This is a genomic window from Paenibacillus sp. AK002, from assembly GCF_053903045.1.
In genome coordinates, this window is the sequence record NZ_CP096377.1 from 6861033 (window position 1) to 6887612 (window position 26580).

The 26580-nt window shown below is 47.7% G+C and carries 16 protein-coding genes; 2 read left to right on the plus strand and 14 right to left on the minus strand.

Going from position 1 to position 26580, the window contains the following annotated elements; translation table 11 throughout:
* Positions 1-150 precede the first annotated feature (150 nt).
* A complete protein-coding gene (locus tag M1D70_RS30965) occupies positions 151-621 on the plus strand; it encodes a MarR family winged helix-turn-helix transcriptional regulator (protein WP_456288796.1) in 471 nt (156 codons plus the stop codon).
* A 294-nt stretch (positions 622-915) separates the two neighbouring features.
* Here M1D70_RS30965 and M1D70_RS30970 read toward each other — a convergent pair whose 3' ends face one another.
* From M1D70_RS30970 to M1D70_RS31010, 9 genes are all read right to left on the minus strand, one after another.
* Positions 916-1695, minus strand: a complete 780-nt coding sequence (locus M1D70_RS30970) for a sortase domain-containing protein (RefSeq protein WP_456288797.1) — start codon at positions 1693-1695, stop codon at positions 916-918.
* Between the two features lie 20 nt (positions 1696-1715).
* A complete protein-coding gene (locus tag M1D70_RS30975; protein WP_456288798.1) occupies positions 1716-7733 on the minus strand; it encodes a DUF7601 domain-containing protein in 6018 nt (2005 codons plus the stop codon).
* A gap of 376 nt (positions 7734-8109) precedes the next feature.
* A complete protein-coding gene (locus tag M1D70_RS30980) occupies positions 8110-14169 on the minus strand; it encodes a CehA/McbA family metallohydrolase (protein ID WP_456288799.1) in 6060 nt (2019 codons plus the stop codon).
* Between the two features lie 116 nt (positions 14170-14285).
* Positions 14286-15392, minus strand: a complete 1107-nt coding sequence (locus M1D70_RS30985) for an SGNH/GDSL hydrolase family protein (RefSeq protein WP_456288800.1) — start codon at positions 15390-15392, stop codon at positions 14286-14288.
* A 43-nt stretch (positions 15393-15435) separates the two neighbouring features.
* Positions 15436-16200 (minus strand): Cof-type HAD-IIB family hydrolase, encoded by a 765-nt coding sequence (locus M1D70_RS30990; protein ID WP_456288801.1) that lies wholly within the window; start codon positions 16198-16200, stop codon positions 15436-15438.
* Positions 16197-17033 (minus strand): carbohydrate ABC transporter permease, encoded by an 837-nt coding sequence (locus tag M1D70_RS30995; protein WP_009591560.1) that lies wholly within the window; start codon positions 17031-17033, stop codon positions 16197-16199. Before M1D70_RS30995 ends, M1D70_RS30990 begins: the two co-directional genes overlap by 4 nt.
* 29 nt (positions 17034-17062) lie before the next feature.
* Positions 17063-18013, minus strand: coding sequence for a carbohydrate ABC transporter permease (locus tag M1D70_RS31000; RefSeq protein ID WP_036671889.1), 951 nt, complete (start codon positions 18011-18013; stop codon positions 17063-17065).
* A 303-nt stretch (positions 18014-18316) separates the two neighbouring features.
* Positions 18317-19789, minus strand: a complete 1473-nt coding sequence (locus M1D70_RS31005) for an ABC transporter substrate-binding protein (protein ID WP_009591525.1) — start codon at positions 19787-19789, stop codon at positions 18317-18319.
* 194 nt (positions 19790-19983) lie between these two features.
* Positions 19984-20568: an ElyC/SanA/YdcF family protein gene (locus M1D70_RS31010; protein WP_433941896.1), complete on the minus strand. Its 585-nt coding sequence runs from the start codon at positions 20566-20568 to the stop codon at positions 19984-19986.
* Positions 20569-20890: 322 nt separating this feature from the next.
* Between M1D70_RS31010 and M1D70_RS31015 the strand changes: the two genes are divergently transcribed.
* Positions 20891-22075 (plus strand): ROK family transcriptional regulator, encoded by a 1185-nt coding sequence (locus M1D70_RS31015; protein WP_456288802.1) that lies wholly within the window; start codon positions 20891-20893, stop codon positions 22073-22075.
* A 172-nt stretch (positions 22076-22247) separates the two neighbouring features.
* Here the strand turns inward: M1D70_RS31015 and M1D70_RS31020 are convergent, their stop codons facing one another.
* The 5 genes from M1D70_RS31020 to pnuC form a co-directional block, all read right to left on the minus strand.
* Positions 22248-23024: a hypothetical protein gene (locus tag M1D70_RS31020; RefSeq protein ID WP_456288803.1), complete on the minus strand. Its 777-nt coding sequence runs from the start codon at positions 23022-23024 to the stop codon at positions 22248-22250.
* A 314-nt stretch (positions 23025-23338) separates the two neighbouring features.
* Positions 23339-23890 (minus strand): NADAR family protein, encoded by a 552-nt coding sequence (locus M1D70_RS31025; protein WP_456288804.1) that lies wholly within the window; start codon positions 23888-23890, stop codon positions 23339-23341.
* 3 nt (positions 23891-23893) lie between these two features.
* Positions 23894-24778, minus strand: coding sequence for an NUDIX hydrolase (locus M1D70_RS31030; RefSeq protein WP_036659537.1), 885 nt, complete (start codon positions 24776-24778; stop codon positions 23894-23896).
* 76 nt (positions 24779-24854) lie between these two features.
* Positions 24855-25865, minus strand: coding sequence for an AAA family ATPase (locus tag M1D70_RS31035; RefSeq protein WP_456288805.1), 1011 nt, complete (start codon positions 25863-25865; stop codon positions 24855-24857).
* The gene (gene pnuC, locus M1D70_RS31040; protein WP_456288806.1) at positions 25862-26539 is read right to left on the minus strand and encodes a nicotinamide riboside transporter PnuC; all 678 of its coding nucleotides are present in this window, start codon (positions 26537-26539) and stop codon (positions 25862-25864) included. The genes M1D70_RS31035 and pnuC overlap by 4 nt, the downstream gene beginning before the upstream one ends.
* Positions 26540-26580: the final 41 nt, after the last annotated feature.

A 26580-nucleotide genomic window follows, 5' to 3' on the forward strand; every position in this document is an offset into this window, starting at 1 on the left:
GGAAGAAGCGGTCAAGCAGTATCCTGATATAAACCGAATTTACAGGTTGATGTGTCAATCAAAGCAACGATAACACATTGTAGTTGACACGTCAACCAAAGCAACGATAACACATTGCAGTTGACACGTCAACCATGCTATGATGTTTCTATGGATAAGAACGAGCTGAACGAAGAGGAAATGCGAATATGGCATATGTGGAAAGGCTCCTTTCAGAGCATTTTCGGTCGGGTAATCAAAGAGATGTCTGAGCATACAGGACTATCAGAGGGTGATTATGGGATATTGGATCGGTTAGACCTTTTGGGGAACGGAAGCCTTCGCCAACAGGAATTGGCCGACTCGATGAACTGGGATAAGAGTCGATTGTCCCATCATTTGACGCGAATGGAAAAACGCGGACTTGTGATGAGGAAACCATTAGACACGGATCGTGGTGTTCAAGTCGTCATCACTCCCGCCGGAAAATCGGCATTGGATGATGCCCGTCCCATAGTCTCCAAGGCAATACGCAAACATTTCCTTGACCAATTAACGGATCAAGACATTGAGTCGATTACGAAGCTTGCGGAAAGGACAAAATCAGAGTCTTCAGCGTCATGTGAAGCCCCGTCGACCTGACTGCGTTTTTGAGGTTATTCATGAAGTGGATAAGTGAATCGGTACTCAATGAAAGAAAAGAACTCTCCAGACTCGGAGGGTTCTTTCATTTTTATCGATATACTTCGCTGTCCGTAACCTGGAGGTTACATTTAGACCCCTTGAGGATCCAATTCGAGATACTGTAAATTGGTTTAGAGCCAATGACACAAATGGATAAAGGTGAGGCGTGAAATAAAACTTCGTGCAAAAAAAATCGCGTCCTCCAAGGGGAGGACGCGAACTGAAGCAGATTAATTTCGTGTTTCAACATCGTCATGAACGCTTTCGGGCGACCACCGCTAACCGGCCGTTTTCGGTCGAGTACTCGCAGGTGGACAGTACAATAAGCTTGTCGCCATACCGGGCTGTTACGCCTGTGTCATAAAGAGCGAGTTTTTTGATGTTCTGAACATACGAATCGAACTCGGCGGGCGTACTTACATTCTCAATCTGGTAGTATTTAAAAACATCGTCCGATTTGCGATAAACTTGTGACAGAATGACGGCAACAATCTCATACTCTTCCTGTTCGTAAAGCGTGCTGAACCGGAACGCAGCATGCTCTTTGTAAAAGCTTTCGTTCTTGTACTTCATTAAATCTTTGAACATCCAGCCGCTTTTCATGTGATGGCCATGAATCAGCACAATGTCCGAACCGTTGGTCCGGCTATGCGCGTCCAAAAAGGGGAGGCCGCCTTTGTTCTCCTTTTTATCGAAATCATGATTGAGATAGTAATCCGCATCCTGTGGATTCTGCATGACCGGGTACTCAATTCGGGTGCCGTCCATCTTCAGCCAGCCGACGATGTCCGAGTTCCTCTCGTAAAGCTCTCGAAATTCGGGAAGCATGACCGGCTCATTCGCCTTATTGAACAAAACGGAGGGGGATGCAGCCCCTCCGCCTTTGTCCGACCCTTCCTCCCAAGCAGTTGCCAGCTCTTCGATTTTCTGCTGCTCCACATAATCCCGCAAGAGAGCTCGCGAAAAATTGACGAGCGAAAATACCAATACAAGGAAAGAAACGGCGATAAGAATTTTTTTGGTTTTGCTCATTTTCTTACCGCCTTTCCGGTCTACTGGATGTGCGCTTTCTTCTTGTTACCGAGTAGACAGAGCACGATCGTCATCAAGGACATCAGCGCCAGAGCCAGATAGAAGAATGGCGATACGCTGTTGTCCCCGGTTTTCGGAGCATCGTCCAGCTCGTTAATTCCATTACCCGAACCCTTATCGGCCAAGTCGCTTACATCAGACACGTTGTCGTTGTTATTCCCATTGTTGACGCTGCCAGGCTCGGAATTACCAGGCTGGTCAGGAACAGGGCTGACAGGTCCTGGATTTACTGGCTCTGGAACAGGGTTAGCAGGGCCTGGATTCTCCGGTTCTGGTGCAGGGCTAACAGGGCCTGGATTCTCCGGCTCTGGGGCAGGATTGACAGGACCTGGATTCCCCGGCTCTGGGGCTGGGTTAACAGGACCTGGATTCCCCGGCTCTGGGGCTGGGTTAACAGGGCCTGGGTTCTCCGGCTCTGGAGTAGGGTTAACAGGGCCCGGTCCGCCGCCAGTGTTGATTGGCTTCATTGGCACGTCGTACCTTACAATGTCAAAATCGACAGAAATCGTATCACTCCTGTGCGTCTCGTATCCGTCCTTCGTTACGATCAGATAGTAATCCGCCTCAGGAAACACCATGTATGCATAGAAGCCATTGGCGTCGCTATCCTGCTCCGGGCTCTTGTTGTCATGCGGCGCAAAATTCGGAACCGGAGGGAGCGTTACTTTCGTATCCGGAATGCGGCCGTTATCTCTATTCCGCTGCGTATCCGCATAATACAGCGTAACTTTGGCTCCAGCAATTTTCTTGCCAGTGGTGGCATTTCCTGTCGTTTCATCATAAACCGTACCGTAAGGGTCGACCAATGCCTCGGAAATATTCAGCTCTCCGTTAGCCTTCACGTCCAGCTGCGTCACTTTGAAGAGCAGTTCCTCGCCGTTTTCAGCTTGATAGCGAACTTCCATGGTGTATTGCTGCGCGCTCAGCTCTTCGTCTTCTATGGAGAAGGTGCCGTTCGAAGCCAGCGGGAACGCCTTAGGACGACCGTTCTCCTGAATATAATTGCCGTCCTTGTCCTTCAAATAGATACGCATCTGGCTGGTGAACGAATCGTTGAATAGCGCTGTTGTCCCATCCAACTGCTTGAACAGAACGATCCCTACCGCCGTTATGACCGCCGGAACGGTTTCGTCTTTCACGTTGCCGTCCACATTTGCTTTTTGCGTGAACTCGATAGGCACATCTTTTCCGCCTACCGTATACACCTTCGTATACGTGATCGTATAGTCGGTGTCCGCCTCGGCAGGGACGAAATATTCACCCTTCTCACTCGTCTGAATCGTCTGCTTCTCACCTGTCTTCAGATTGGTCACCGTGATGGATGCATTCGGAATGACTTCTCCTGTGTTGTTGTCACGCAGCACGCCTTCCAGATACGGGCGAGTATTTTCAAAGTGTGCCTCTGCCAATGTTTTCTCCGGAATGGTGCCTGTGTGAACGAGACTTTCAGGATCCGTCACATAGCCGTCTTTCGTATAATCATCCTGGGTCACCTCATACTGAAGATACGTCGGGAGTCCCTGCACAACAAGCGTCTGGCCGTCGGTAAGCTCGAAGGTGTCTCCGCTCGTGATTGTTCCCTTGCTGCCGTCCGATTTCTCATAGGCGTAGGATTTGTCCGATCCCTCGCCTGTGAAGGTGAGCGTGTACTGGAACGGCTTCGACTTGTCGTCGTCTTTGCCTTTAACCGTGTTGCTGATAAGCAGGCTGCCTTCGATAACTCGCACATTCGTAAACGGGGCAGCTTCATCTTTCCCCACCATGACCCCGGTATACTGCCGTTCCTTAGGCGTGGTCACGTATTCGTCAGTTGTGTAGTCCTTCTGCGTCACCGTGTATTTCAGATCCTTAGGCAGATCCATAATTTCCAGTGTCTCTCCATCCTTAAGTGTGAAGGATTCGCCAGACTTGATCGTGCCCGGTGTACTCGTCGCTCCATCCGACTTCGTATACGCGTAGCTTCCATCCTTGCCTGCTTCTTCAAAGATGACGGTGTACTCGAACGCCTTCGTCTTGTCGCCGCCGTTGCCCATGACCGTATTGCTGACGGTCAGCTTGTTGACGGTCCGTTCATTGATGAAGTCCGCCTTATGGTCGCCTTTATTCTCGATTGTGCCGGACAGCTCTCTGGTCCCCGGCGTGGTGATATAACCGTCAACGGTCGTATAATCGGCCTCGGTTACGGTATAGACCAGACCCGCAGGCAACGTCGGGAGCGTCACAGATTCCCCGTGCTTGAGGGTAAACTTGCCTCCGCTCTTGATCGTGCCAAACGTATTATCCGACTTCTTATAGGTGTACTCTCCGTCCTTGCCTTCGCCGGTGAAGGTCACGGTGTATTCAAAATCCTTGGAGGCATCGCTGCCGCTGCCTTCCACCTTATTGCTGATGGTCAGCATTCCTTGGGCCGGCGTAGGCACGACCAGCGGATTATCGGAGGTTACTTTTACGCCATCTACCCAGATAGGCTTGCCTGGCGTATTTCCTACATACACCTGATACACATGGGTGATCGGCAGCCAGGTATTTGTGTCAATATAGGTTTCCTTCAACTCATAATACCCCGGATCCGGGAACAGCAGATTCAGTTTCCCTCCGCTATCGGTTGTACCTTTGGCGATTTGAGTTCCGTCGTCTTTCTTATAGAGCGTAAACTCCACGCCTTTTAGCGGATTGCCATCGGGATCTACCTTTTTCAGGGGCAGCAGGGCATTGGAGCTTGAACTGCCGGCTACGTCTGAACTGTCCAGCGTGCTTTCACTTTTGGCACTGACTGTTTTCAGCTTATCATCGCCCATCAGCTTTACCTCGTTGCCCATTTTATCGCCAGCTTTCGCTTTAGAAGGGTCAACCTCGGTTTGGTACACAAACTGGTAAAACTTATTAGGGTCTTTCATTTTGAATATGAGAACGGTGGTGCCTCCCGCGCCTGGTGCAGCTTCTACTTGAACTTCACCATTCGGGTCGCTGAGGTCCAGTGCTGCGCCCTCTCGTTCCAGAGCACCGCTGGCAGTCAGTTTAGCAGGATAGACTGCCATACTAGGCGCTGTCAGCACAAGCTTTCCGTTTTCTTCATAGCGCAGATTCATACCTGCACCTAGGGTATCCTGCAAATAAACACCCTGCGTCATGTTGAATGGCGGGGTATAGTTCACCGTCCATTCCAGCACGCCTGGAACTGGCTTCGTTACCGACTTGCCCAGAGTCTGAATAGGCACCATAACTTTGCGCTGTTCGGTGAGGACCTTTTCTACCCCACCCCATGTCATATGAAGGTCGGCTTTGTTATACAGCACCTGCTTGTCTGTGCCGTTCGTGGTGTATTCCTCCAAATATTTCTCCAGAGCCGCATTGGAAGGTCTAGCCTTTACTAAAATGACATAAGGGCTCTCCAGCTCGGAGAAGGTGAAGGTACCTACGTTGCCGCTATGGGAGAAACTCACCACATGTGCACTAGTACCTGGTTCAATAAGTGTTTTGGCATCGTTTCTAACACCATATTCTGTACCCGAACCATTGTCCGAATATCCTTTCCAAAGCTCAAAATCCTTACCTTCAGAAAACGGCACGAATTCCCAGCCTTCGGGCAGTGTGTCCACTAGCTTGATATTGCTAATGACTCGATTACCGCCGTCCTTAGCCATTTCCCCTGTGTTATATCCAGGCATATTTACCCCTAAACGGAATGTGACCGTCTTGGTTGTCCTGTCATAGGCAGAAATCGTCCATGCCTCATTGTTGTCGTTTCTAATGTAACTGCTAACGTGATTCGGAGTAACATTTTCAGGCGTACCATCAGCTTTCAATGGCTTTGACGCAAAAAGCATATCCTTGTTCAGCATACGCAGATGCAGGTTGGTGCTGTTTTGCGCTTGTTTTACGGTTTCGCCGTCAATGAGCAAAGCCCGATTCCAGCTTGTTTTCCCTGCGTTAATATCCTGCCTGAAGAGGATGTCAGGGTTCGTCTCAAGTGCACGGAAGCTGAAGGATGCAGCTTTGTCGGTGTATCCGGTCACCTTGATCAAATCCGCCACCACTTTACCGTCTACGGTTAAAGGAATAGCCTTCATGGTCAGGCCGGTTGCATTGGTCTTCAAGGTGCCCTCATGATACTTCTTCCAAAGCTGCGCGGAATTTACATTTTCTTTGATTTTAGCAACTGTTTCCGCGCTCACTTCGCCGGTTTTATCCACAGCGTTGTCCAAGACGCTCAAATCTCCGTCATGCACCAGCACATCGTATACCGTCGCATTTGACAGGGCATACTGCGGCGTTAGATTAACGGTCCACGTGATGGCGCCCAAGTTATAATCCTCTATCGAAATAGAGCCTGTTTTTGTAAAAGCGTGCGCGCCGACGGTAATGGTTGCCTCGTCAGTTACTGCAACAGGATATCTCCCGGTAGTTACATCATTGTTCTGAATACTGCTTGGTGTATCCAAATTCCAGTTAGCACGTGGGTCGATTCTGAAGCTGGAACCGCTTTGTACTTTAGACTTAATGATTAGTTCCACTTTACCGTCAACATCGCCAAAGGAATAAACGCCGTTAGAATCTGGTGTAATTGGTGTTTCTCCAGATGCAGCGCCATTCTCCCATGTCTGCCATGTAGCTGAGGTAAACTCCAGCCCAGCAGGCAATACATTGGTGATAGTAAAGTTTTTTAACCCTTTTTTGTTATATTGGTTCACCGTGACCTTCCATGTAATGGTTTCATTTGGATGGTCATAAGAGCCCGATGCTTGTATCCAGTCGGGAGCAAAAGAAATCTCCTGACTCGCCTGCGCCAACGTATTATTGTCCTGTCTCAGTTCCACTTTGCCATTCATATCCCGATGGCTGCGACCAAGATTGCTAGGCGGGTTTCGATACTCGTAATAATAGGCTTCCTTTGGAATCCATGTTTTATATTCAACCTTTGGATCTAGACCTGTCCCTTGTGGAAAAGTGTAAGTCAGCGATCCGTCTGCCCCAATAACCGGAGTTACCTTCTGGTCGTTTACTTTGAACGAACCCTCCATATAGATACCGCGGACATTTCCAAAGCCGGTATTATAAGTAGCTGGATTTGTGTAAAATATCTTCCCGTCTAACGGCAATTTAACTGTTTTATCAAACTGATCGTATGCAGATACAGGGGACTCCCAAGTAATTGCGCCTTCAACGAATTGTGCCGGTTGAATTCCGCGATAGCCATACTGATCCCACCTGATCATTCCAGGCGAGCTTAAAGTCATGCTATACGCTGCTGTTACATCCGGGTTTAATAGCTCATACGCCCCCCCGAAAATCGAGATAGGCTTTGTATCACCGTAATTCATGCCCGTTACATCCGAATTGGCCGTGGTTTCAAAACCGAAGGTAACCGCACGTCCAATACCGTTAAAAAACCAATCGTCACCATTAAATACAATCTTGATGCTATCCGGGGTGAAATGGGCGATGCCAAGCTGCTTCTGACCCGTTTCAGTTGTTGCCATTAAGGGTTTGTTAGCTGTTGGCAATATCACATCCGCGAAGTAGTCATCCCTTTTTAGTTCGATCCAATCACCCTTCTGAATGTATAGACCTGGATCCGCATTAGTCGGATCAGCGTCATCACCATTCACCGGCACCTTGAGGCCCTCAGATTTAAGGGTAAATGCCTGTCGGCCCTGGATCGTACCGCCTGGAGCAATGTCCGTTCCCTGCGTCACCATAAGCGGAAAGGTTGCATTGGCATCCATGAATACCACCGTTTTGTCCGTCGGGGCTGCCGTCATCACTATGGAATTGTTCGGCACATCGTACACCGCTTCAGTTACTGACGGCGGTTCGTCCGCGCTCGGCAAATCGGCTTCGCTAACAGCCGCTGCCCCGGAATCGCTTGGCGCGCTATCCGCATATGCAGTGACAGAGAGCGCCACCGTTTGCAAGACAAGCATAATTGCCAAGCATAAAGAGAGTATTGCTTTACCAATGCTGCGTTTTCGTTTCAAGAAACCCTTCTCCTCCATTCCCGAAACTGCTGAAATTTTTAACGACAACAAGATCATCGACCCGATTACGCTCAAGTCGAGTAGACATCTTCCGTTTGCTAGATCCCAGCAGCCCTTTGCATCATCGAAATCTTGCGGAGTTCCCTCCTTTTATACCTCCTCCCTTATTCCGAATGTCCACACTTTCTTTTTCATAGTTTAAAAACCTGATCTCTACAAAATCTCTACAATGTGAAGAATTGCCTTCTACCTTCTCCTTGCAAATCTCAATAATAGATTGTGAGGGATCATGAGGGAGGAACTCCTGAAGCCTTCTCAGTTATCGGAAAATGAAAATGAGCCCGGCATCATGACCGGACTCATTTCATTAAACTGCCTAATACATATGGTGCCGTTCAAACGATCTCATGGCTTCCTCCGCCATGAAGGCAGGAGGGTGCGGCTGGTTCGCGCTCCACCACTCCCCCGTTCCGACAAAAGCCGAAGAAGTGAACGGAAGCGTGACTTCCGAATCCATGTCTTGGTTGACCCCCTCCATATCGATTTGCTTCTGAGTCAAGGTTAGCTCATAGGATGAAGTCAAGCCATCATACTCTGCCGTGATGAGTACGGTTCCTTCCGAAATCGCCGTTACTACACCGCTAGAACTGATCTCCGCTATACTTGGATCACTGCTTGTATAGATGACGTTTATCTCTACCTTTTCGCGGCTTCCGTCACTGTATACGGCAGTAGTCACCGTTTGATCACTCTCTCCAACGACCAGCGTAAGCAGCCCCTCGAGCTCAAGCCCAATCAGGCTAACGGGCTCTTCCTCGTTGCCTTCTGATACCGATTGTAAAACAGGTCGTTTACCCATACCGTCCCATCTCCAAATTGCGTTAAAGTCCCACCCTAACCTGTCTGTATAGGTGGATGGAGTTTCTATTTCAGTTTCAGATAGGCCTAATCCTTTAAGGGTTGTTAATGCTCCTTCAGCGACACCCTCTTTATCAACAATCATGCCGTCAAATGCATAATTATTTTCGAGCGTGGCGGTGTGCCCGGCAAGAACCCGTCCCATCACCCGGTTAGCCATCGTTGGCGCCGTAACCGAAGGGTCCAGGGCAATGACATTTTTGACGACCGTATCATTGTATCCGTATCCAGTTACTCCGCCCGCATTGCTCGTCATCGCCCGAACGGTTCCAGACGCATACACGTTTTCTGTTAGGCTGCCCGAGTTCGTAATTCCGATTAGGCCACCGGCCTGGCTTACCTGAGCGGTTACATCCGCGGTAGAATAGCTGTTTCTTACGATGCCATTGGAATAGCCCACTAGACCGCCGACTGTGCTGGAGCCTGTAATGGAGCCTGTTGAAAGACTATTCTCTATCTCGCCATTGTTCGTGTTGACGAGTATGCCAATTCTGCTCCCGCCAGTGACGCCGGCATCAATCATGGCTATATTTTTAATCACTCCGCCATTAAGATGGACTAAGCCACCGCTCGAGGAATTAAAGTTCACTATTTTCTTCCCGCCGCCATCCAAAACACCGGTGAACGAAACATCTTTAAAAAGTGACTCAGCCGGTTGTCCGGCGTAATCCAAATCATTGTCCAAAATATACTTTTCTGCCGGGAAGGCTTCCATAACATTCAGATCAGCAATGGACTTGATTCGGTAATAACCGGCTTCATTTCTTTCCAAAGGTACGACAGGCTCGCTTGCCTCTTCAGGGTTACTGATCAATACCGGACGCTTTAAAGCATCATTCCACATCCAAACCGACTCAACATCCCAGTTCAGCCTATCGGTATACGTGTTAGGGTCTTCAACCTGTTGCTGGGATAGCCCTAAACCCTTTCTGTTGTCAGCAGCGGCAATACTCTCGCCTTCTTTATCCACAATCATGCCATCGAACGCATAATTATTCTGAAGCGTTGCGGTATGCCCGGCAAGGACTCGTCCCACCACGCGGTTCGCCATCGTCGGCGTCACGACGGAAGGGTTAAGAGCAATCACGTTTCTAACGACCGTATCATTATAACCGTAGCCAGTCACTCCGCCTGCGTTGCTTCTAAGCGCCTGGACGGCTCCGGATGCATACACGTTTTCCGTCAAGCTGCCTGAGTTTGTAATTCCGATTAGACCACCAGCTTGGTTCAGCTGGGCCGTTACATCTGCCGTAGAATAGCTGTTTCTCACGATGCCATTGGAATAACCCGCTAGACCGCCCACGGTGCTGGAGCCTTCGATTGTGCCCGTTACATAACTATTCTCTACCGTTCCGTTGTTCGTGTTAACGAGTATACCGATATTACTCCCGCCAGTGACGCTTGCATCTACCATAGCTATGTTTTTAATGATTCCGCCATTGAGATGAAATAAGCCGCCATACTCTGACGTGAAGTTAGTTAAGGATTTATTGTTCCCATCAAAAGTGCCAAGGAAAGGCGTCGCCTTGAATAAAGGTTCAAATAGCTTCCCTTCAAAATCAAGATCATTCTCCAATATATAATTTTCATTTGGGAATTCGGATATCGTCTTTAATTCTTGAATTGAACGGATGATGTAGTACCCATCTTCATTCCGATCAAGCTTCGGCTTTGGAATATGATCTTCGTTAATTTTCTCCAAATTACTTTGCAGTAATGGACGTTTGGCATCTTCATTCCAGATCCAGATCGAATCAAAATCCCAACCGAGAGTCTCCATGAAAAAGGATGGCTTCGTGAATGTTTCTGCACCGACCCCCTGTCCTTTCTCATTGTTCGGATCATTCACCGTAACGTTCTCACTGCTAACAAACATATTTTCATCGGCGTAATTATTGACTAAGGTTGCCGTCTCCCCTGCTAGAACTCTGCCGACAATTCGATTCGATGCAGTACCTGTAACAATAGATGGATTTAATGCCATGCTATTTCGAATGACCGTATGGTTATATCCGTATCCGCTGATGCCGCCGGCATTTGATTCTTCTGCTATTACGGATCCGGTTGCATAGACCTGTTCTGTTGTACTCCCCCGATTCGTAATCCCGATCAAGCCGCCGGCTTGCTTGCCTCGTGCATGGACTCGAGCTGTTGAATAACTGTTTCTAACGATACCGTTCGAGTAGCCCACAAGACCGCCGACGGTAGAATTGCCTCGAATAGATCCGGTACTGTAGGCATATTCTACGATCCCATCATTCTGATCAACCAGGATCCCAATATTACTTCGGCGAACATCAATGTCAGCATGGGTGATTCCTACATTACGAATCGTCCCTTCATTAATAGCAAAGAGACCCGCGCCGCCCGAGGAGACTATAACGCCTGTAATCGTATGCCCTTGCCCATCAAACGTACCCGTAAATGGCGTGCCACTCGCGCCAATGGCTTCAAAAAACATGCCCTTACCGTCAATGTCTTGAGCTAAAATAAAATGTTTGTCCGGGAACTCATGCATTTTATTGAGTCCACTGGCACTTTTAATTTGATAGGGGTTGCCTTCCGAACCATCGCCCAGCATTCCTTCTTTAGCGATTAACGGTTCCGTTAACGGCTCTTGATCGATTGGATTATTAACTACTTTTACGACGATCGTATGTTCATCGCCAAATGCAAGAGGATTATCAAATAAAATGATTTGTTCACGTCCGAGGTGTTCCAGCGTTGCTTCTTGAATTACCGTTTCCAGCAGCTGTTCACCTGTATGATCGCGCTTTTCCCCGATAACGGTGACACGTTCAGGCGAGCTCGGGTAATTCAGGACCCCAACGCCCTTCAAGACGTTATTTTCTATTATTGCGCTTGTTAAGTTCATATAATTTGCAGGCTGTTTAATCGTAAATGAATCAATTTCAACACCGTCGCTGTTGTAGGCTTTCAACGTGAGAGATTGATCGTTTGATTCCAAAACAACACCGGTCTGCTTATTTTCATCATATACGATATGATCCCAGTCAAACGATTTGTTATCATTGAACGTTGGACCTGATGAACCAACTGTCACAAAGGTTGTACCTAGATTCATCGCTTCTTCCGATATATTTTTTACACCGTTTCGTATGGTTGTCCGTTTATACACATGATCATGACCGCCAATGTACAGACTGACACCAAGCCGTTCAAAGGCTTGAGACAATTTCACTCTCATCATGTCCATACCGGTCTCATCGCCTGATTGACCGCCATAATAAGGATAGTGTCCCATAACGATTTTCCACTTCTTGTCGGTTGCCCGCAAATCTTTTTCCAGCCATGACAGCTGTTTGTCGAAATCCACCACGGAATTCAGAACAGCAATGTGCATATCGCCATAATCAAACGAATAATTCGTCTCCCGATAAGTGCCCTCACCGTTCTTCGGCAGGTTGAAAAACCCGGAGTACGGCCCGAATTTCCGTTCCGTCGCATGTTCACGATCCCCGACAATATGAGCAGAAACTAGCCCCATATCGTTGTTGTAAATGTTGTTAAACACATCATCCCAAGCGTACATATTGCCGCCATTCTCGACCAAGTCTCCGACTTGAATCACCGTCTGCCCGTTTGAATTTTTCTCCTGCAGAACGTCCAGCATATGGTTAAAGAGCTGGAAGCTTTCCGGATTTCGATCCGGAACTCCCAGATCCCCCATCACATACATAACGGCTTCCTCTGAAGCTGGTGCGGTCCTAAAGCTATAACTGTCGCTCCAAGGTCCAGTCGGCGACATTCCATACCGATAGTCATACGTAGTCCCTAAGCCGAGTTCTGTTACATTCGCTTCATGAGCTGCAAGCACCCGATAGTTACTCTTTGCAAATGTATCGCCATACGCGACTTGAAAATAAGAGACTCCCGCTTGTACTACTTCCGCATTGTCCCACGTCGTCTCGGACTCAGGTTTGTACTGAACATACGACGTCTCTAATGCCTTATCCGTGACTACATTTATTCCTACTTCACGTTCATTCCCACCTACATTAACAATGGGTTGAAACTCATTTAAAATTTGTTCGGCATCCAGATTTTGCTGATCAACAAGGATTCGAATAAGTTCAACACGCGTATTTCCTTGAGCGTCGGTTGCTACATACTTAATGAAATACTCTCCATACATGTTGACCTTGAAATGCTGATTTTGAACCGCTACTTCTCCCTTATCATTTAGAACGATGGCTTCCACCGATAAAGATTGACCGCTGTGATCTGTCGCCGAAGCGCCCAGCACTTCTACTTGATCCCCAAGCTTAATAGTATCCGGATATTGTCCATGAACCTTAATTTCAGGCGCATGCACCGTGCCCCTCGTTTCATCACCAATCCAAATTGGAGCACTTATAGCCTCTTCACCGTCCACTTGGAAAGCTCTCACGAGGAAGTAGTCCCCATCTTTACTTGCTAAGGATACTTCCTGATTAAATTGATTGCTGGCAATATTGCCGTACTCCTTGATGATTTCACCGCTGTTTTTGTAAACAACGACTTTATCCAACACATCGTTAGCATCAGGGTCACTTATCTGTATCTTGAGATTAATTTTCTTTGTTTTGGCCGGAAGAATCGACCCCATCATCTGACCTTTGGCTGAAACCGCCATTTCTAAGTTGCGATCAAATGATACATAGGTGCGGTGGTTTCGCATCGCCTCGTAAAGGCCTTCTCTAGTAAGCTTTTTTCCCCACATACCGGTCACATGGGGCTGAACCATTCCCCAATTTCCTTTGTGCTCGTCCCCGCCAAACACAGGAGAAACATGCCAGCCTCGATCTAATGCTTTGGTATAGATTGCAAAATCATTGGAGGACTTGTATTCGATCAGATTAAGGTTTCTGTCAACTTCCCGGTTATAGTGTTTAAATTCATTGAAACTCCAATTTCCTGACGAACGTGGATGATTAAATTGCGCAATCGCATTCGGATCTTGGGCAAGTCTTGCGTAAAAGGTTGGCAGATCATATTTGATGTCGCTCCAGCCCCAAGTGCCGTCCGCACCTACTCCATGTGTTCTTGCAAACCATGGAGCATTAAATAAATTGATATGGCCTGCTTCATCATACCAAGTCACTTCCGTACCAGGCAGCGTAATAAATTCGTGATCACGATTGTGAGCATCTGATTGCTCATGCAGCAGCTTGTATTCTTCTGAATAAGATTCTTGAACATCTGTAATAAAATCACTGCCCGTACTGATGTCATAAGTGACGTCGTGTTCCGTCACTGCAAAAAAATCAAAATCTGTATTACCTTTCACAAAATGGTAAGCATCATTAGGCAGCAATATCCCATCACTGAGAGAAGTATGGGAATGCATGTGACCTTTAAACAGTGAAGTTCCTAAATACTTAGCTCTGTCTTTTTCAGAAACACCCTCTTCTTTATCTGAGGACGCGAATACATTCATGCCGTAACACAGACTAACAACCCCCGCAATAAAACAAGCCATCACAATAAAAGGCAGACTTCCTCTTTGGGACTTCAATTAAAATCCTCTCCTTTTTCGGCTTAAATGGTAAGACAGGTGTCTGACGGATAAACAAACAGCCCCTAAACCAAAAAATACAGTCTGAAGGCTGTTCATAACATCTGTCTTGTTCATCACAGTCGCAACAATCGCTTAATGATAGGTGCAAGCGATTGTGCCATGCGCAAAAATCCGAGGTCCGTTGGATGCGTTCCGTCAACCGTACAATCATTGATGAAATCATCGCCTAGCAGCTTAAAGCCGTCAACGAAATGGATATTACGGTCTCCTTCTGTCTGTCTCTGTTCCACATTCTCGATCTGAATCAGCCTGCGGCGATCATGAAGCCCCCTTCTCTCTGTATAGAACTGGTCTTCGGCAGTGTAAATCCTAGAGACTACTAATATAGGAACTTCAGGATGCCGCTCTCTCAAAATTTGGATGAAAGCAGGCAGCGTTCGTGCGATGTTTCCGGCCTCTCCCGTATTTCCTTCATAATCAAGAATGAACAGCGCCGGATCATCGATTTCCGACATGATATGCGCGAGCTCCGGCTCGCCCTTTCCACTCCCCGAGAAACCAAGATTGACGAACTCCACCGGGATCATACGGCTGAGAATATTAGAATAGGCCATACCCGGCCGGGAGGCACATCCCCCTTGCGTAATCGAAGTTCCATATATAATGACGGGTCTACTGCTTGCATAGGCGGGTGCTTCGCTTATGACCGCATCCTTATCTACACCGATCCACACCTCTTCTACCCCTTGATAGAGGGGCAAGTTTAAGGTGACGGCCACATCTTTTTTGGTATCCCACTGATAAAGCTGTGATTCATATTCTCGTTCCGTTGGCTTGAATTTAGCCGTGGTGATAAAGCTCTGCTCTCCCGGCTCTCCAAGATAGCAGTCAACCCCGCACTGCCCTGTAGGCGGCATATGATACATATTGGCCGGTCCGGCAAGACGTACCCTTATGACCAACCTTGAAGAATTGGTGCGAAAGCGAATTTGCCCGCCTGCCGTACAATAAGCAAGCGTATCAACCGCGGGAGGCAAGACCGCCTCGGAAGCCAAGGGCAGGCGTCTGTATATCCCATCCTGCGCAAGCCAAGGGAAGCCCGCGATGTGAAAGGGCGCTTCCAGCGGAGAATGCCATCTCAACTCTTCGCCATTTGTTGTCTCCGGGTATATCGTTCCGCCCAGTTGATCTAAGTTTATCTCTTTCGATTGAACGGTCATCTATTTCTACTCCCTCATTATATTTACTAGTAATCGTTCGTGTTTACTCCATCTGGAATACATACTTCCGAATCGCCTGAGCAACGCCGTTCTCGTTGTTGGTAGCCGTGATTACGTCCGCTATGGATTTGATATGCTCTTCACCGTTGGCCATCGCCACACCGAGACCTGCCGCCTTCAGGAGCTTCGCGTCATTATCACTGTCTCCCATAGCAATGACATCGGACATCGAGAAGCCCAGCGTCTGACAAACCTCGCACACTCCGCTTTCCTTTGTAATGCCTTTAACTGAGATCTCCATATTAGTAGGAGCCGAATGGGTAACCTCGAGCGTGCCCCAACTGAGCAGCTCTTCCTTAATTTCCGCGAGACTCTGTTGATCATTGCTGCCAATGCCGAATTTCATCCAATCCCGTTCGAACATCTCAGGCGTCCAATCCTTGTCGCCCGTCAAGCTTTCCACGCTGTAGCCCCAGTACCACTCGCCCCGCTTGGCAGCAATGGCGTGCATATCGCGGACCGTGTCCCGAGGGAGGAAGACTCGCTTTTTAAGCCTGCCCGGTCCCTCCCAAATCTCTGCTCCATTGAGCAGCACCATGGGGGAATCGAGCCCAAGCTCATCCCAGAAGCCCTTGGCAGTTTGCAAGCCTCTCCCGGTGGAGAACATGACTTTAACACCGTGATCTACTGCATATTGAAGCCACTTTTTGGTCTCTTCCGTAATGTGCTTTTCATCCGTCAGAAGCGTCCCGTCCAGATCCAATGCAATCAGCTTATATTTCGCCTTCACTTGCTCTGCAGTATTCATCCCTTCACCGCCCCCATGGTCGCGCCTTCCATCAGAAGTTTTTGGAATAGGATATAAATAATAATGGACGGTACCATCGCAATGGTTACACCGGCAAACAAAGTCACCCAATCCGCAGTAAACTCCATTTGCTTGTTTGCAGAATACATTTGCACCGCAATAGGATATTTTTTGGGATCGCTCAAATAGATGAACGGCGCTAAGAAATTGTTATAGTACCCTAGGAACTTGAATACGCCAACGGTTACAATTCCCGGTGTAGACAACGGAACGATAACACGCCAAAACTTTTGAAATAATGTAGCGCCATCCATCGTTGCGCTCTCCTCAAGCTCCATCGGCAAAGAGCTCATAAACCCTCCGAGCAGCATAAGATAGAACACGCTTTCACCCAGACTGGACAGAAGAATTAATCCGGTCAAGCTATTGGTCAAACTCAGTTCCCGCATAATGACATACTGGGGTACAAGCGCATTGATGCCCGGCAGGAACAGGGACAACATAATCAAGCCCCAAATCAATTTTCTTCCTTTGAACTGCATTCGAGTAAGCGCATAGGCGTTAATTGTCGTGAAGAACAGTCCAAGCACCAGACTTCCGCCAACATAATAAAGGGTATTTAAGAGTGATTGCCCAAAACCGTATTGATTCCAAGCCTTCGAATAATTCTGCCATCTTAGTTCCGCAGGCAGCGCCCATATATCTTTAAAAAACTCAGGATTGCTTTTTAACGATTCATAAATAACCCAGATTAAAGGAAATAATATAGTCAGCGACCAGGCATACAGCACCACACGCCACACAATGTCCATTAACGTTCGTTTTTCCTTCAACTATATCCCTCCGAACCTTCCTATGGAAACTAATACTCGTAGCCTTTGTTCGGCACGAATTTATCGATTAACAGCTTGGCTGTTACTAGAATGACGAACAGAATCATACCGACTGCGGAAGCGTAGCCGTAATTTCGATACTCTACGCCAAAAGCTAAGTTAAACATGTAGAGGCCGATAACATCCGTCGACCCGAATGGCCCCCCATTCGTCATAATGAGGATGATTTCGAAGCCCTTCATCGTGCCGACGACGAGGAATAAAGCGCTGACGCGGATAATGGGCGTAACGAGCGGCATTGTAATTTTAAACAAGCGTGTCATATGTCCGGCTCCTTCAAGAATCGCCGCCTCGTACAGTGACTTCGGAATTCCCAGCATCGCATTGGCAAAGATAATGACGTACAAGCCGACACCGCCCCAAACCCATGCCGGGATAATGGAGGCAAGCGCCGTGCTTTCATTGCCCAGCCAATAGAAATTCCCCATATCAATTCCGACGAACTTTAGAATCCCATTCAGCAAACCGTACGATCCGTCATAAATGAAGGCCCAGAGGAGAGCGACTACGACCGTAGATAACACGTTCGGAAAGAAAAACAATACCTTCAAAAATTTATTTTCTTTATACGTTTTATTGGTAATTAAATAGGCAAGGAGCAGGGAGATGACAATAACAAAGAAAGGCACGGTTATCATAAAAATCAAGTTGTGGGTAAGCGCACGCCACACATATTTATCTTGGAATGCGGTGACGAAATTGGACAGCCCGACAAACGTTGCATCCGTAAACCCATCCCAATTGAGCATCGCATAATAAATGGATAAAATGTTCGGAAACAACGTAAAGAGCAAATAGCCGCCAAAGGGAGGCACGATGGCTATGAACAGAAATATCCACTTCTGCGTATTCGCTTTGTCTAGACCCAAGCGCTTGCGCATAGGGGTCTTTAGTGTCGTCACAACGGTTGAATCAGACACAAGAGGTCAACTCCTATCTTACTGGACGTTTATAAGAGGTTGTTCAAAAAGTCGTCTTTTGATCACGAAGTGAGTCAATAATTAACTCGGCATCGAATCTTGAATTCAGCCGGGCCTTCCGGTGCTCACGTACCCAAAACGTACGCTCCGCTCCTCACTCCCTAGCTTTATCCAACCTTCTCGGTGCTGAAAATCCGACTTTTTGAACACGTACTTTAAGTCACTTGCAGTGTGAAGCCTATAGGATCTCAGAAGTTAAAACGGAAGAGCGGAGATGAGTCCTCCCCGCTCCAACACGTCTTATTATTTCTTCTCAGCCTCTAGAGCTTTCTTCAGCAGCTCTTCGGCTTGCTCCAGAATCGGTTTCGGATCCTGCATACCCATAGCAAATTTCACAATATTCTCATTCATTAATTTTTCTGCTTGAGCAAGATTCGGATCGGAAATGTTGATAGACCGGCTTGCTTTAAAAGTCTGAGCATTATTGTCTGCAATGTACTTCAGAACAGATTGAGCAGAGCTGGAAAGGTTAGCCGCCCTGGAAGGATCCTCCATCAAATCCTTGCGCATTGGCAAAGCACCTGCTTTTTCGGCTGCAAATTGTTGATTTTCCAGCGTAACCAGCCATGCGATCAATTCTTTGGCCCACTTTTTGTTCAGTTCCGGCTTAGCTGCCCAGATATAATTGAAGTTTGAAGTTCCGCTTCGAATCCAAAGCGTTTGATCCGTGTTATCTCTGAAAGGAACAGCCATGAAGCCCCAGTCGAAGTCCTCAGGCGTTGCTTCCTTCATCTCATTCTCGACATGCGTCCCTGTCGATACCATCGCAGCTTGCCCCTGAATAACCTGCATTTGCGATTGCGTATGGTTCAATGCCGGGAGTCCTTCTGCAAAATATCCTAGCTTGCCAAGCTCATAGAAGCGCGTCCAGGTTTCAACCGTCTCTGGATTTGTGTATTGCGGCAGACCATAAGTTCTATAATCCTCGATAAATTCATCGACATGGCCATTGATATCAGCCAGCTCAAAATTTTTGGCCGTTCCGAAAGCCCAGTTATGGTAGCTTGGATGAATGCCCGGGAACGTAATTGGAGCAATGCCATCCGCTTTAATGTCTGCTAGAAGCGTTTTAAATTCGTCCCATGTGTTCGGGTTTTGGTTCCAGCCATGCTCCTCGAATAGCTTTTTGTTAAAAAACAACCCGCCAAAGCTGCTCGCCGTCGTAAATTCATATCTTTTCCCATTGATCAGCGGTGTTGACTCGTACATGCCTGGCATCATAAGATCCTTGACCTTTTTGTCCGGTACGTCTGGAAGAGGGAATTCCCAAATGTCATCCATGGGTTCAAGCTTTCCGGCTTCAGCGAGCCCTATGATACCTCCAGACGGGTCTGTATTGAATAGATCAAACATGTCATTATCATTGCCTGCAGAGATTTTTGTAGAAAGAATCGTCTTCATATCAGCTGAAGCGGTGATGTCTACTTTGACATTGGGATACTTGGCTGTGAACGATTCAACTGCATAATCGAACCACTCCCGGCCATATCCTCCTACAAAGAAACCTACCTTTAGCGTTACTTCCTCATTCTTCGGCAATCCATTCTCATAAACTTCGACTTCTGCAGATACACCCGGCTTATCCGAACCAGCAGGAGTAGTACTTGGACTAGCCCCGTTCTTTCCGCTGTTTCCACCGCAACCAGCCAGCATGGCTAAAGATAATGCCGCTGCAACACCCGTGCTCATGAATCGTTTCATTTTCCCATTAAACATTATTCCGCCCCCGTTAATTAATAAATAAATTGGATTAACTATTTAAGCATAACTGTGATTTGTTAATCAGCAATCAAATTCGGGTAAATAATTTGTAAACAACTTTTGGCTTATAGCCACTTAAGCCTCACCTCCCATATATTCTGTAAACGCTTACATTCTAATCACTTATCGGCCAGTTGTCAACCTTTTTGTCAATCGATTTGATCATTGATGACCCTCTTAATAATGGGGAGAGTTAATCGAAATGCCCGAATCTCCAGAAATGTTAATTTAAGCTGGAATCCCACGATGCTTCTAAGACTTCGATTAGCGCAGAATCCGCCTTTTATGCCAAGACGATGCATAATATACTTCGTGCGGCGGACATGAAATAAATTGGTTATGATAACAAAAGATTTTAGATGGTACTGCTCCATCAATTGCTTGCTAAAGATCAAATTTTGAACGGTGTTGTTTGACTTGTCTTCTTTTAATACTCTTTTTGCTGGGACGCCCTTCTCAACCAGGTACTTCTCCATCAGCTCCGCTTCCGAGCGACGTGAACCAACCGCTCCCCCCGATACAATAATATATTTGTGCCCATACTGCCGAAATAGTTTGTAAGCTTCATCCAGTCTTTCTTTAAGCAAAGGGTGTATTCGGCCGTCTTTAGATACATAGCCAAGTACAATAAGTGCATCTGCTTTACCAGGTTGTAACATAACTGCATGCAGCCAGCATATGTAAGTCAGCACCGTCATCGCTGCTATTGCAATTATCCATCCAATCCATACCATTACTTACTCCTCTAGGCGTCAATTTTTTGTATTTTAATCAAATCAATTTACAAATATAATATCCTTTTTTATTACAATGTCAATACAATTGGCTGCGTTTTTTTCAGTGTCTTTGGATTAAAAGATTTCGTGCTGATCGTATCACGCTGCATAATACCGCCATTTATCATCGTTTTTGGAAATTTAAAAATATACGTTAGTTGAATTAAACGAACTTGCAACTTTTATTCGCCTCGTATTAATGCTACACTTAAAGCAAAGTATGTTCCTAATTTGTCAAATGTTTTGAATCTATATTATATAAAACGTTGTTGGAAAGAGGATGCATATTGTGAGTGATTCTGTTAAACAAACCAGCCATATGTTATTAAAATCAATAAATCAGCAGAAGGTTCTTTTTCTCATTTATTCAGAGGGGCCGATCTCTCGCGTAGAGCTTGCGGAAAAGACTGGGCTAAGCAGACAAACGGTAACCAATATCGTCAATCGCCTGTTGAAGGAAAAAATAATCGTGACAGGGGAGCTTATCGACTTGGAGGCAGGCAGCGGAAGGAAAAGAGTCGGCCTTCATATCAACAGCGGCCATTTTTATGCCATCGGGCTTGAGCTCGCCGGCAAATACATTCGCGGAAAAGTGTTCAACCTGCGTCAAGAAGCTGTCGCATCCGCAGAACGCACGAGCAACAAATATGGTTCTATAGATGTGCTGATGCAGCTGTTGCATGAAGTTATCGATGAGCTGCTCACCCAGGTGCCCAACACCTCCAAAGTAAAAGGGATCGGAATCAGTATGCAGGGCCTGGTCGATTCTCAGCATGGCATCGTTCTGCGGACACCCGGCATAGGCGTTCATCGCCTGCCGCTCAAGCAGCTGCTTGAAGACAAATATGTCATACCCGTGTATATCGAGAACGATGTCAATCTTCTCTCTGTCAACGAGAATATGAACGGCTGCTTGAAGGATTCCAATAACAATATCACCATCAAGTTTGATTATGGTACAGGCGGCGCGATCGTCCATGATAAACAAATTATTGCAGGATCAAGCTTTGTTGCAGGTGAATTCGGGCATTATAAAGGCTTCTATGGAGAAGATGCCTATCCATGCCATTGCGGCAGATCCGGATGCTTAACGACGCTGGCTTCCAGCAGCGGACTTAGTGTCTCCATCAAATGCACACTAGAGGAGTTCGCAGAAGGCATAAGAACAGGAGATCCTAAGTTCCTTGGTTTATACGAAAAAATTGTTGATGGCATCGCGATCGCCGTTACCAATATCATTACATTTATAAATCCAGACAGTCTGCTTATAACGGGCCGAGTCATTCATACCATCAGTCCCGAAATGTTCAATGAGATTAGAGCCAGGGTGATGCACCAGTTGCCTGTAACAGTTAATAACGTACAATTGATCTATCTTCATAACAAACCGGATGAAACCAAGCTTGCTGCCGGGTTAGTTATTAAACGCGCATTTGAAATACCGCTGGATACTTTATCTCTTTAATTGCGCCCCGTTTTTTGATGTCATGCCTAAAATGGATAAGTCGATCGTACTCAATAAACAGAACTCTCCAGACTCGGAGAGTTCTTTCTATGTTATCCATATACTTCGCCCATATCGACAGTACATTGGTATTTCCCCTGGTAGATGCTAGTGCGTCGATTCCGTTTGCGTATCAACTCAGCGTTAGATTAGCCAATCGTCGTATCTCATCGCTTAACCTTCGATTGACGGGATACACTTCTTCTATGAAATTTAAAATGCGAAGTGCCGATTCGGGAACATGATCGTATCCCTGTATCATGTCTCCAATGATTTCCGCAAAACGGGGGTATCTCCTCTCTAACCGCCTCTCGTTGCCGAATGGGTCGGGATAGTAGTCCACCTCTTGCTCCAGCAGATGGAGCACGGATAGAATCCTGTCCACTGCGTATCCTTGAACAAACCTCGCCGCGGATAGACGCTCTCCCCTAGCATAGCGACCGAGCCCCACGTATAGATTTGTTAAGGCTTCATTCAAAGGAAAGTCCAAGGAATCCACTTTTAGGCTGGGGACCGGGTTGGAAGGTTTGGCGATTGCCGTATTGGCATACATGGGGTCCTTCCAAATGACCCGGCCTTCCGTATAGGTGGCGTTCGCCAGCTCCCATTCCTCGAATACAGCATATTCCCCGAAAATACCGTCCTCGAACAGTACTTTGTAGCCAATATCCGAATTCTTAAACGAATAGGCAAGAGGGTGTACGTCCTCGAGCCAATCCAACCGGTCTATATATCTGTTTTTCTCTCCGGGCTTTACAACGACAAAGAAGTCTAAATCCGAATATTCATCCAACCGTTCTGTCTCGACCCCAACGGAACCGACTCCTAATAATAAAAGAGCTCCCCCTTTGCGTTCGAGCGACATGCCGATCTCGCCCAGCCGCTGTAACAGCGATTCTGTTCTCAACATTACGAATCCTCCCCTGGTTTTGGAATGCAAAAAGGGTCCAACCCACTTCTCAGCGAGGTTGAACCCGAAGGTTGCATTGCCTTTATTATCCTACCGTGAAATTATCACGTATACTTATTGCTGTCAATCGAAAAACTTGCCGTTACTTGTGATGAGGTTCAGCTTAACGGGTCTATCGGCGAAAAGTTATTCTCCGATCACTGCCGCCCGATACACATGAGTTGAGTTGCCATCTGAAATACGATGTCATTAAAGTACGGTAATCCACTTTCAAAAATGGCTTTCAAATAGTCACCCTCAATCCTGCCAAAAGGCTATCCCTGCAGCAATTCGTCCCGCGCTTCGGTCAGCGCGAACCCCAGCAGGTTTCGGCCCCGCCATTTCACGGGATTCTCCGCATCCGGATTGGACTGGCCCATGCCGATCCCCCATATGCGGTCCCGCGGGCTGGCTTCGACGAGGATGCGGTTCTTCGTCGACTTGAGATAATCGCCGAGCTCCGGATTCTGCGAAAACTTGGCCAAGCTGGCTCTTTTGACGATGCCGTAGCATTCCTTGTCCCAAGTATCCTTGTCAAAGTTTCGGACCGCGCGCCCATAAGCCTTCATCACCTTGGGATGCTTAGCCGTAAGGATCGACTCCAGCATTTCGTTGTCGCCGAACAGCCTTGCCTTCTCGGCCATCATAAACTGCTCGGCACAGGAATACTCCGTTCCCTCTACCGTGAACGGGCACATCCACCACTGGCTGAAGCAGCTTTTGTCGACGCTCCCGTCCTTAGGCGGCGTATGGCCCCAAAAGAATATATACTTGAACGTTTTTCCTTCGTTATAAGCTTTTCTTAGCTCATCGAGATTGTAAATCATCCTTTAATCCTCCAGTTTTCTCCGATACAACCGGGATGGCCGATGTCCAGCATTTTCGGTGTAATGATCGGTCTCCGCCACGAGATCGGCCACCTTGCGCCGGAAGGCCGCCTTCAATAACTCTTTATCCATAATGACCTCATAAACCTGCTGCAGTTCCGTCAAGGTAAAAAGCTTTGGCATTAAGTGCAGCGCAATATCGGTATAATTCACTTTTCCCCGCAGCCGCTCGATCGCGCATGCTATAATCTTTGCATGGTCGAAGGCCAATCCGTCATTCGATACGATCTTATACTCCGTGCTAGTCGATGTCGTCTTCACGGTCAACGTTCTGGCCACGACCGCCGAAAGCTCCTCTTCACCGCTTAGCTTGAGTTCATACTCCAGCGTCTTGACGTATCCGTCCTCCATCAACTCTTTCTGCTCCCGCAGCAGCCGATAGGAAACCTTGAACCAAGAAGCGTCGGCCGCATCGTCTCCCGCTCTAAGCTCCAACTTGTCGCTGTTGATCAGAGCCATGTAGCTGCAGCTCATCACCCAGGTTCGGGGATCTCGCCCGATATCGCTGAACGTATATAGCTGCTCCAAATAAACGTCGTCCACGCCGGTTTCCTCACGCAATTCCCTTGCAGCGGCCTGCTCAGTCGTCTCGCTCGGCTGGACGAAGCCGCCAGGCAGCGCCCATTTACCCAGGAAGGGGTGACCTCCCCGGCGGATGAGCAGGATGCGGAGCTCTTTTTCGGGTAATTTCCGATAACTGTCAGCTTCCTCATCCGTAACCGTGAAGATCACCATATCGGCTGCCACCGAAGGCCGCTCGTAATCTCCTGCCCGGTACTGCTCCAAAAATTCGCGTTCCGTAAGCCCGTTCCGATCCAACAAATCCATTGGGGGCGCCTCCTTATTTTTTGATTCTAATGAGCTGTGGTTATGGGTTCATTTTACTCCCTGCCTGCATCGAATTCTAACCGTTCAGCTCCCCGAAATAGTTTCGATAGGGCTCGAACTTTGCCAGCACCTCGTCTACCTTGCGCATGCGTTCCTCCAAGCTCCCCCGCAGCGTAATGTAGGGAATTCGCCGCTCCTTCAAATCCGCGATGATCTGTTTATGAAAAACATGCCGCTTCTGATCCCCGCTTCGATCCCACGTATCGTCGTAAGGAATATCGTCGTCGCACAAGAAGAACAGATCGTAGCGCTGCGCGTTCTCCAGAGCAATTCGGGTCAATAGCTCCGGGACCCGGCCGTGGTAATCCACGGAGAACATATATGTCGTAATCGCATTGGTATCAACGAACAGGAATCGATTCGCCGCAAGCAAAGCCTGCTCTTCACGCTCGATATGACCCACTGCGATTTCATCGAACGCCTCTAGGCCGATTCTGCGGTCCACCTGATGCTCGGTCCAGTAATCGCGCCCGTATTCGCTCGCGTAGGTCGTGTTATACCGTCTTGCGAGCGCTTCGGTGATCGTCGACTTCCCCGTCGACATCGCCCCGACAAATACCACCTTCGTGATTAAGTCCCGGTACACGATATCACTTATGAACTCCCTGTATTTATATGGGTCGGAACGGATCATCGTTGCAGAGATTGGAACCCGCTCCCGGGCTTCATCGACCCGCCGGTCGACCGAGCCCAAAGCGAGACTCATATGCCTGCCGTAAAATTCGCTCGAGTAAAAATGCGTGACTTGCTCGCCGTTCAGTAAACGGAGGATATACCGTTCTTCCCGAATCTCATGCTCTCTGTCATCGGAATACCCGTCTGGTCCGTCCCAAGCTTCAATGACCCGGACTGCCGGGTATAGCCCCCGAATCCAATTGGCCCGAATATGAAGCGGGATCGGAGTGACCGTCGTCTCATAAATGACCACGATCAACTCATCGACCTCTTGCAGCGCCGTTTCGATCATGAACTGATGCCCTTTATGCAGCGGGGCAAACTTCCCCAGCGTTAATCCGAGCGTTTTCATGCCGCCACCTCCCTGGCCCCTTTGTTCCAATTGTAATAGCCGTATACCGCATTGACCAAATACGCGCACCACATGACGATCATCAGCATGCCTTCGCTGCTGCCCTCCAGCAATCGAATCGTCCACAGCAGCACCGTAAACAAATTCAATACAATATAGACCAGCCATTGCTCCTTGAATCTGCGGACCATTAAGAAGGTGGCTACAACGGACAGCACCGTCGTAGTCGCATCGATGTAAGGCGAGTTCTGTCCCGGGATGAACGAAAGCCCATATCCCAGCAGCAAACAGCCTAATACGCAGACCGCCCCAACGAGAAGCAGACCTCTAAGCTCCATTTGACGCATGATCAGCTTGCCGTCTTGGCGGTTATTTTTCCACATGTAGAAGCCAATGACGTTCATCGGAACGAAGAATAGCAGATTCAGCATGACCTCTCCAAACAACCCGTTAATATAGGCGAGATAAGCGTAACCGACGGTATTGTACATGCCGAAAACATAGCTCATCAGGTTGCCCTTCGCCGCAAGCACCACGCATAGCACCCCGGTAATAAAAACGGTAAATCCGAATAAAGAGTCCTTTGAAATCACCGTAAACCCGACAGCAATCGAGGTAAACAGCGCCAACCACGCGATTTCGAACAGGTTCCAGCCACTCGCAACCTTCTTCACATTGCATCCCCTCCGTCTTCTCCACTGAGTTTACAGAACGA

Coding starts and splice junctions, on each gene's coding strand:
- M1D70_RS31015 (WP_456288802.1), top strand. CDS start 20,891: ATGCATATTGTGAGTGATTCTGTTAAACAAACCAGCCATATGTTATTA.
- M1D70_RS31005 (WP_009591525.1), bottom strand. CDS start 19,789: ATGTTTAATGGGAAAATGAAACGATTCATGAGCACGGGTGTTGCAGCG.
- M1D70_RS31030 (WP_036659537.1), bottom strand. CDS start 24,778: ATGGATTTGTTGGATCGGAACGGGCTTACGGAACGCGAATTTTTGGAG.
- M1D70_RS30990 (WP_456288801.1), bottom strand. CDS start 16,200: ATGAATACTGCAGAGCAAGTGAAGGCGAAATATAAGCTGATTGCATTG.
- M1D70_RS30965 (WP_456288796.1), top strand. CDS start 151: ATGGATAAGAACGAGCTGAACGAAGAGGAAATGCGAATATGGCATATG.
- M1D70_RS31035 (WP_456288805.1), bottom strand. CDS start 25,865: ATGAAAACGCTCGGATTAACGCTGGGGAAGTTTGCCCCGCTGCATAAA.
- M1D70_RS31025 (WP_456288804.1), bottom strand. CDS start 23,890: ATGATTTACAATCTCGATGAGCTAAGAAAAGCTTATAACGAAGGAAAA.
- M1D70_RS31010 (WP_433941896.1), bottom strand. CDS start 20,568: ATGGTATGGATTGGATGGATAATTGCAATAGCAGCGATGACGGTGCTG.
- M1D70_RS30985 (WP_456288800.1), bottom strand. CDS start 15,392: ATGACCGTTCAATCGAAAGAGATAAACTTAGATCAACTGGGCGGAACG.
- M1D70_RS30970 (WP_456288797.1), bottom strand. CDS start 1,695: ATGAGCAAAACCAAAAAAATTCTTATCGCCGTTTCTTTCCTTGTATTG.
- M1D70_RS31020 (WP_456288803.1), bottom strand. CDS start 23,024: ATGTTGAGAACAGAATCGCTGTTACAGCGGCTGGGCGAGATCGGCATG.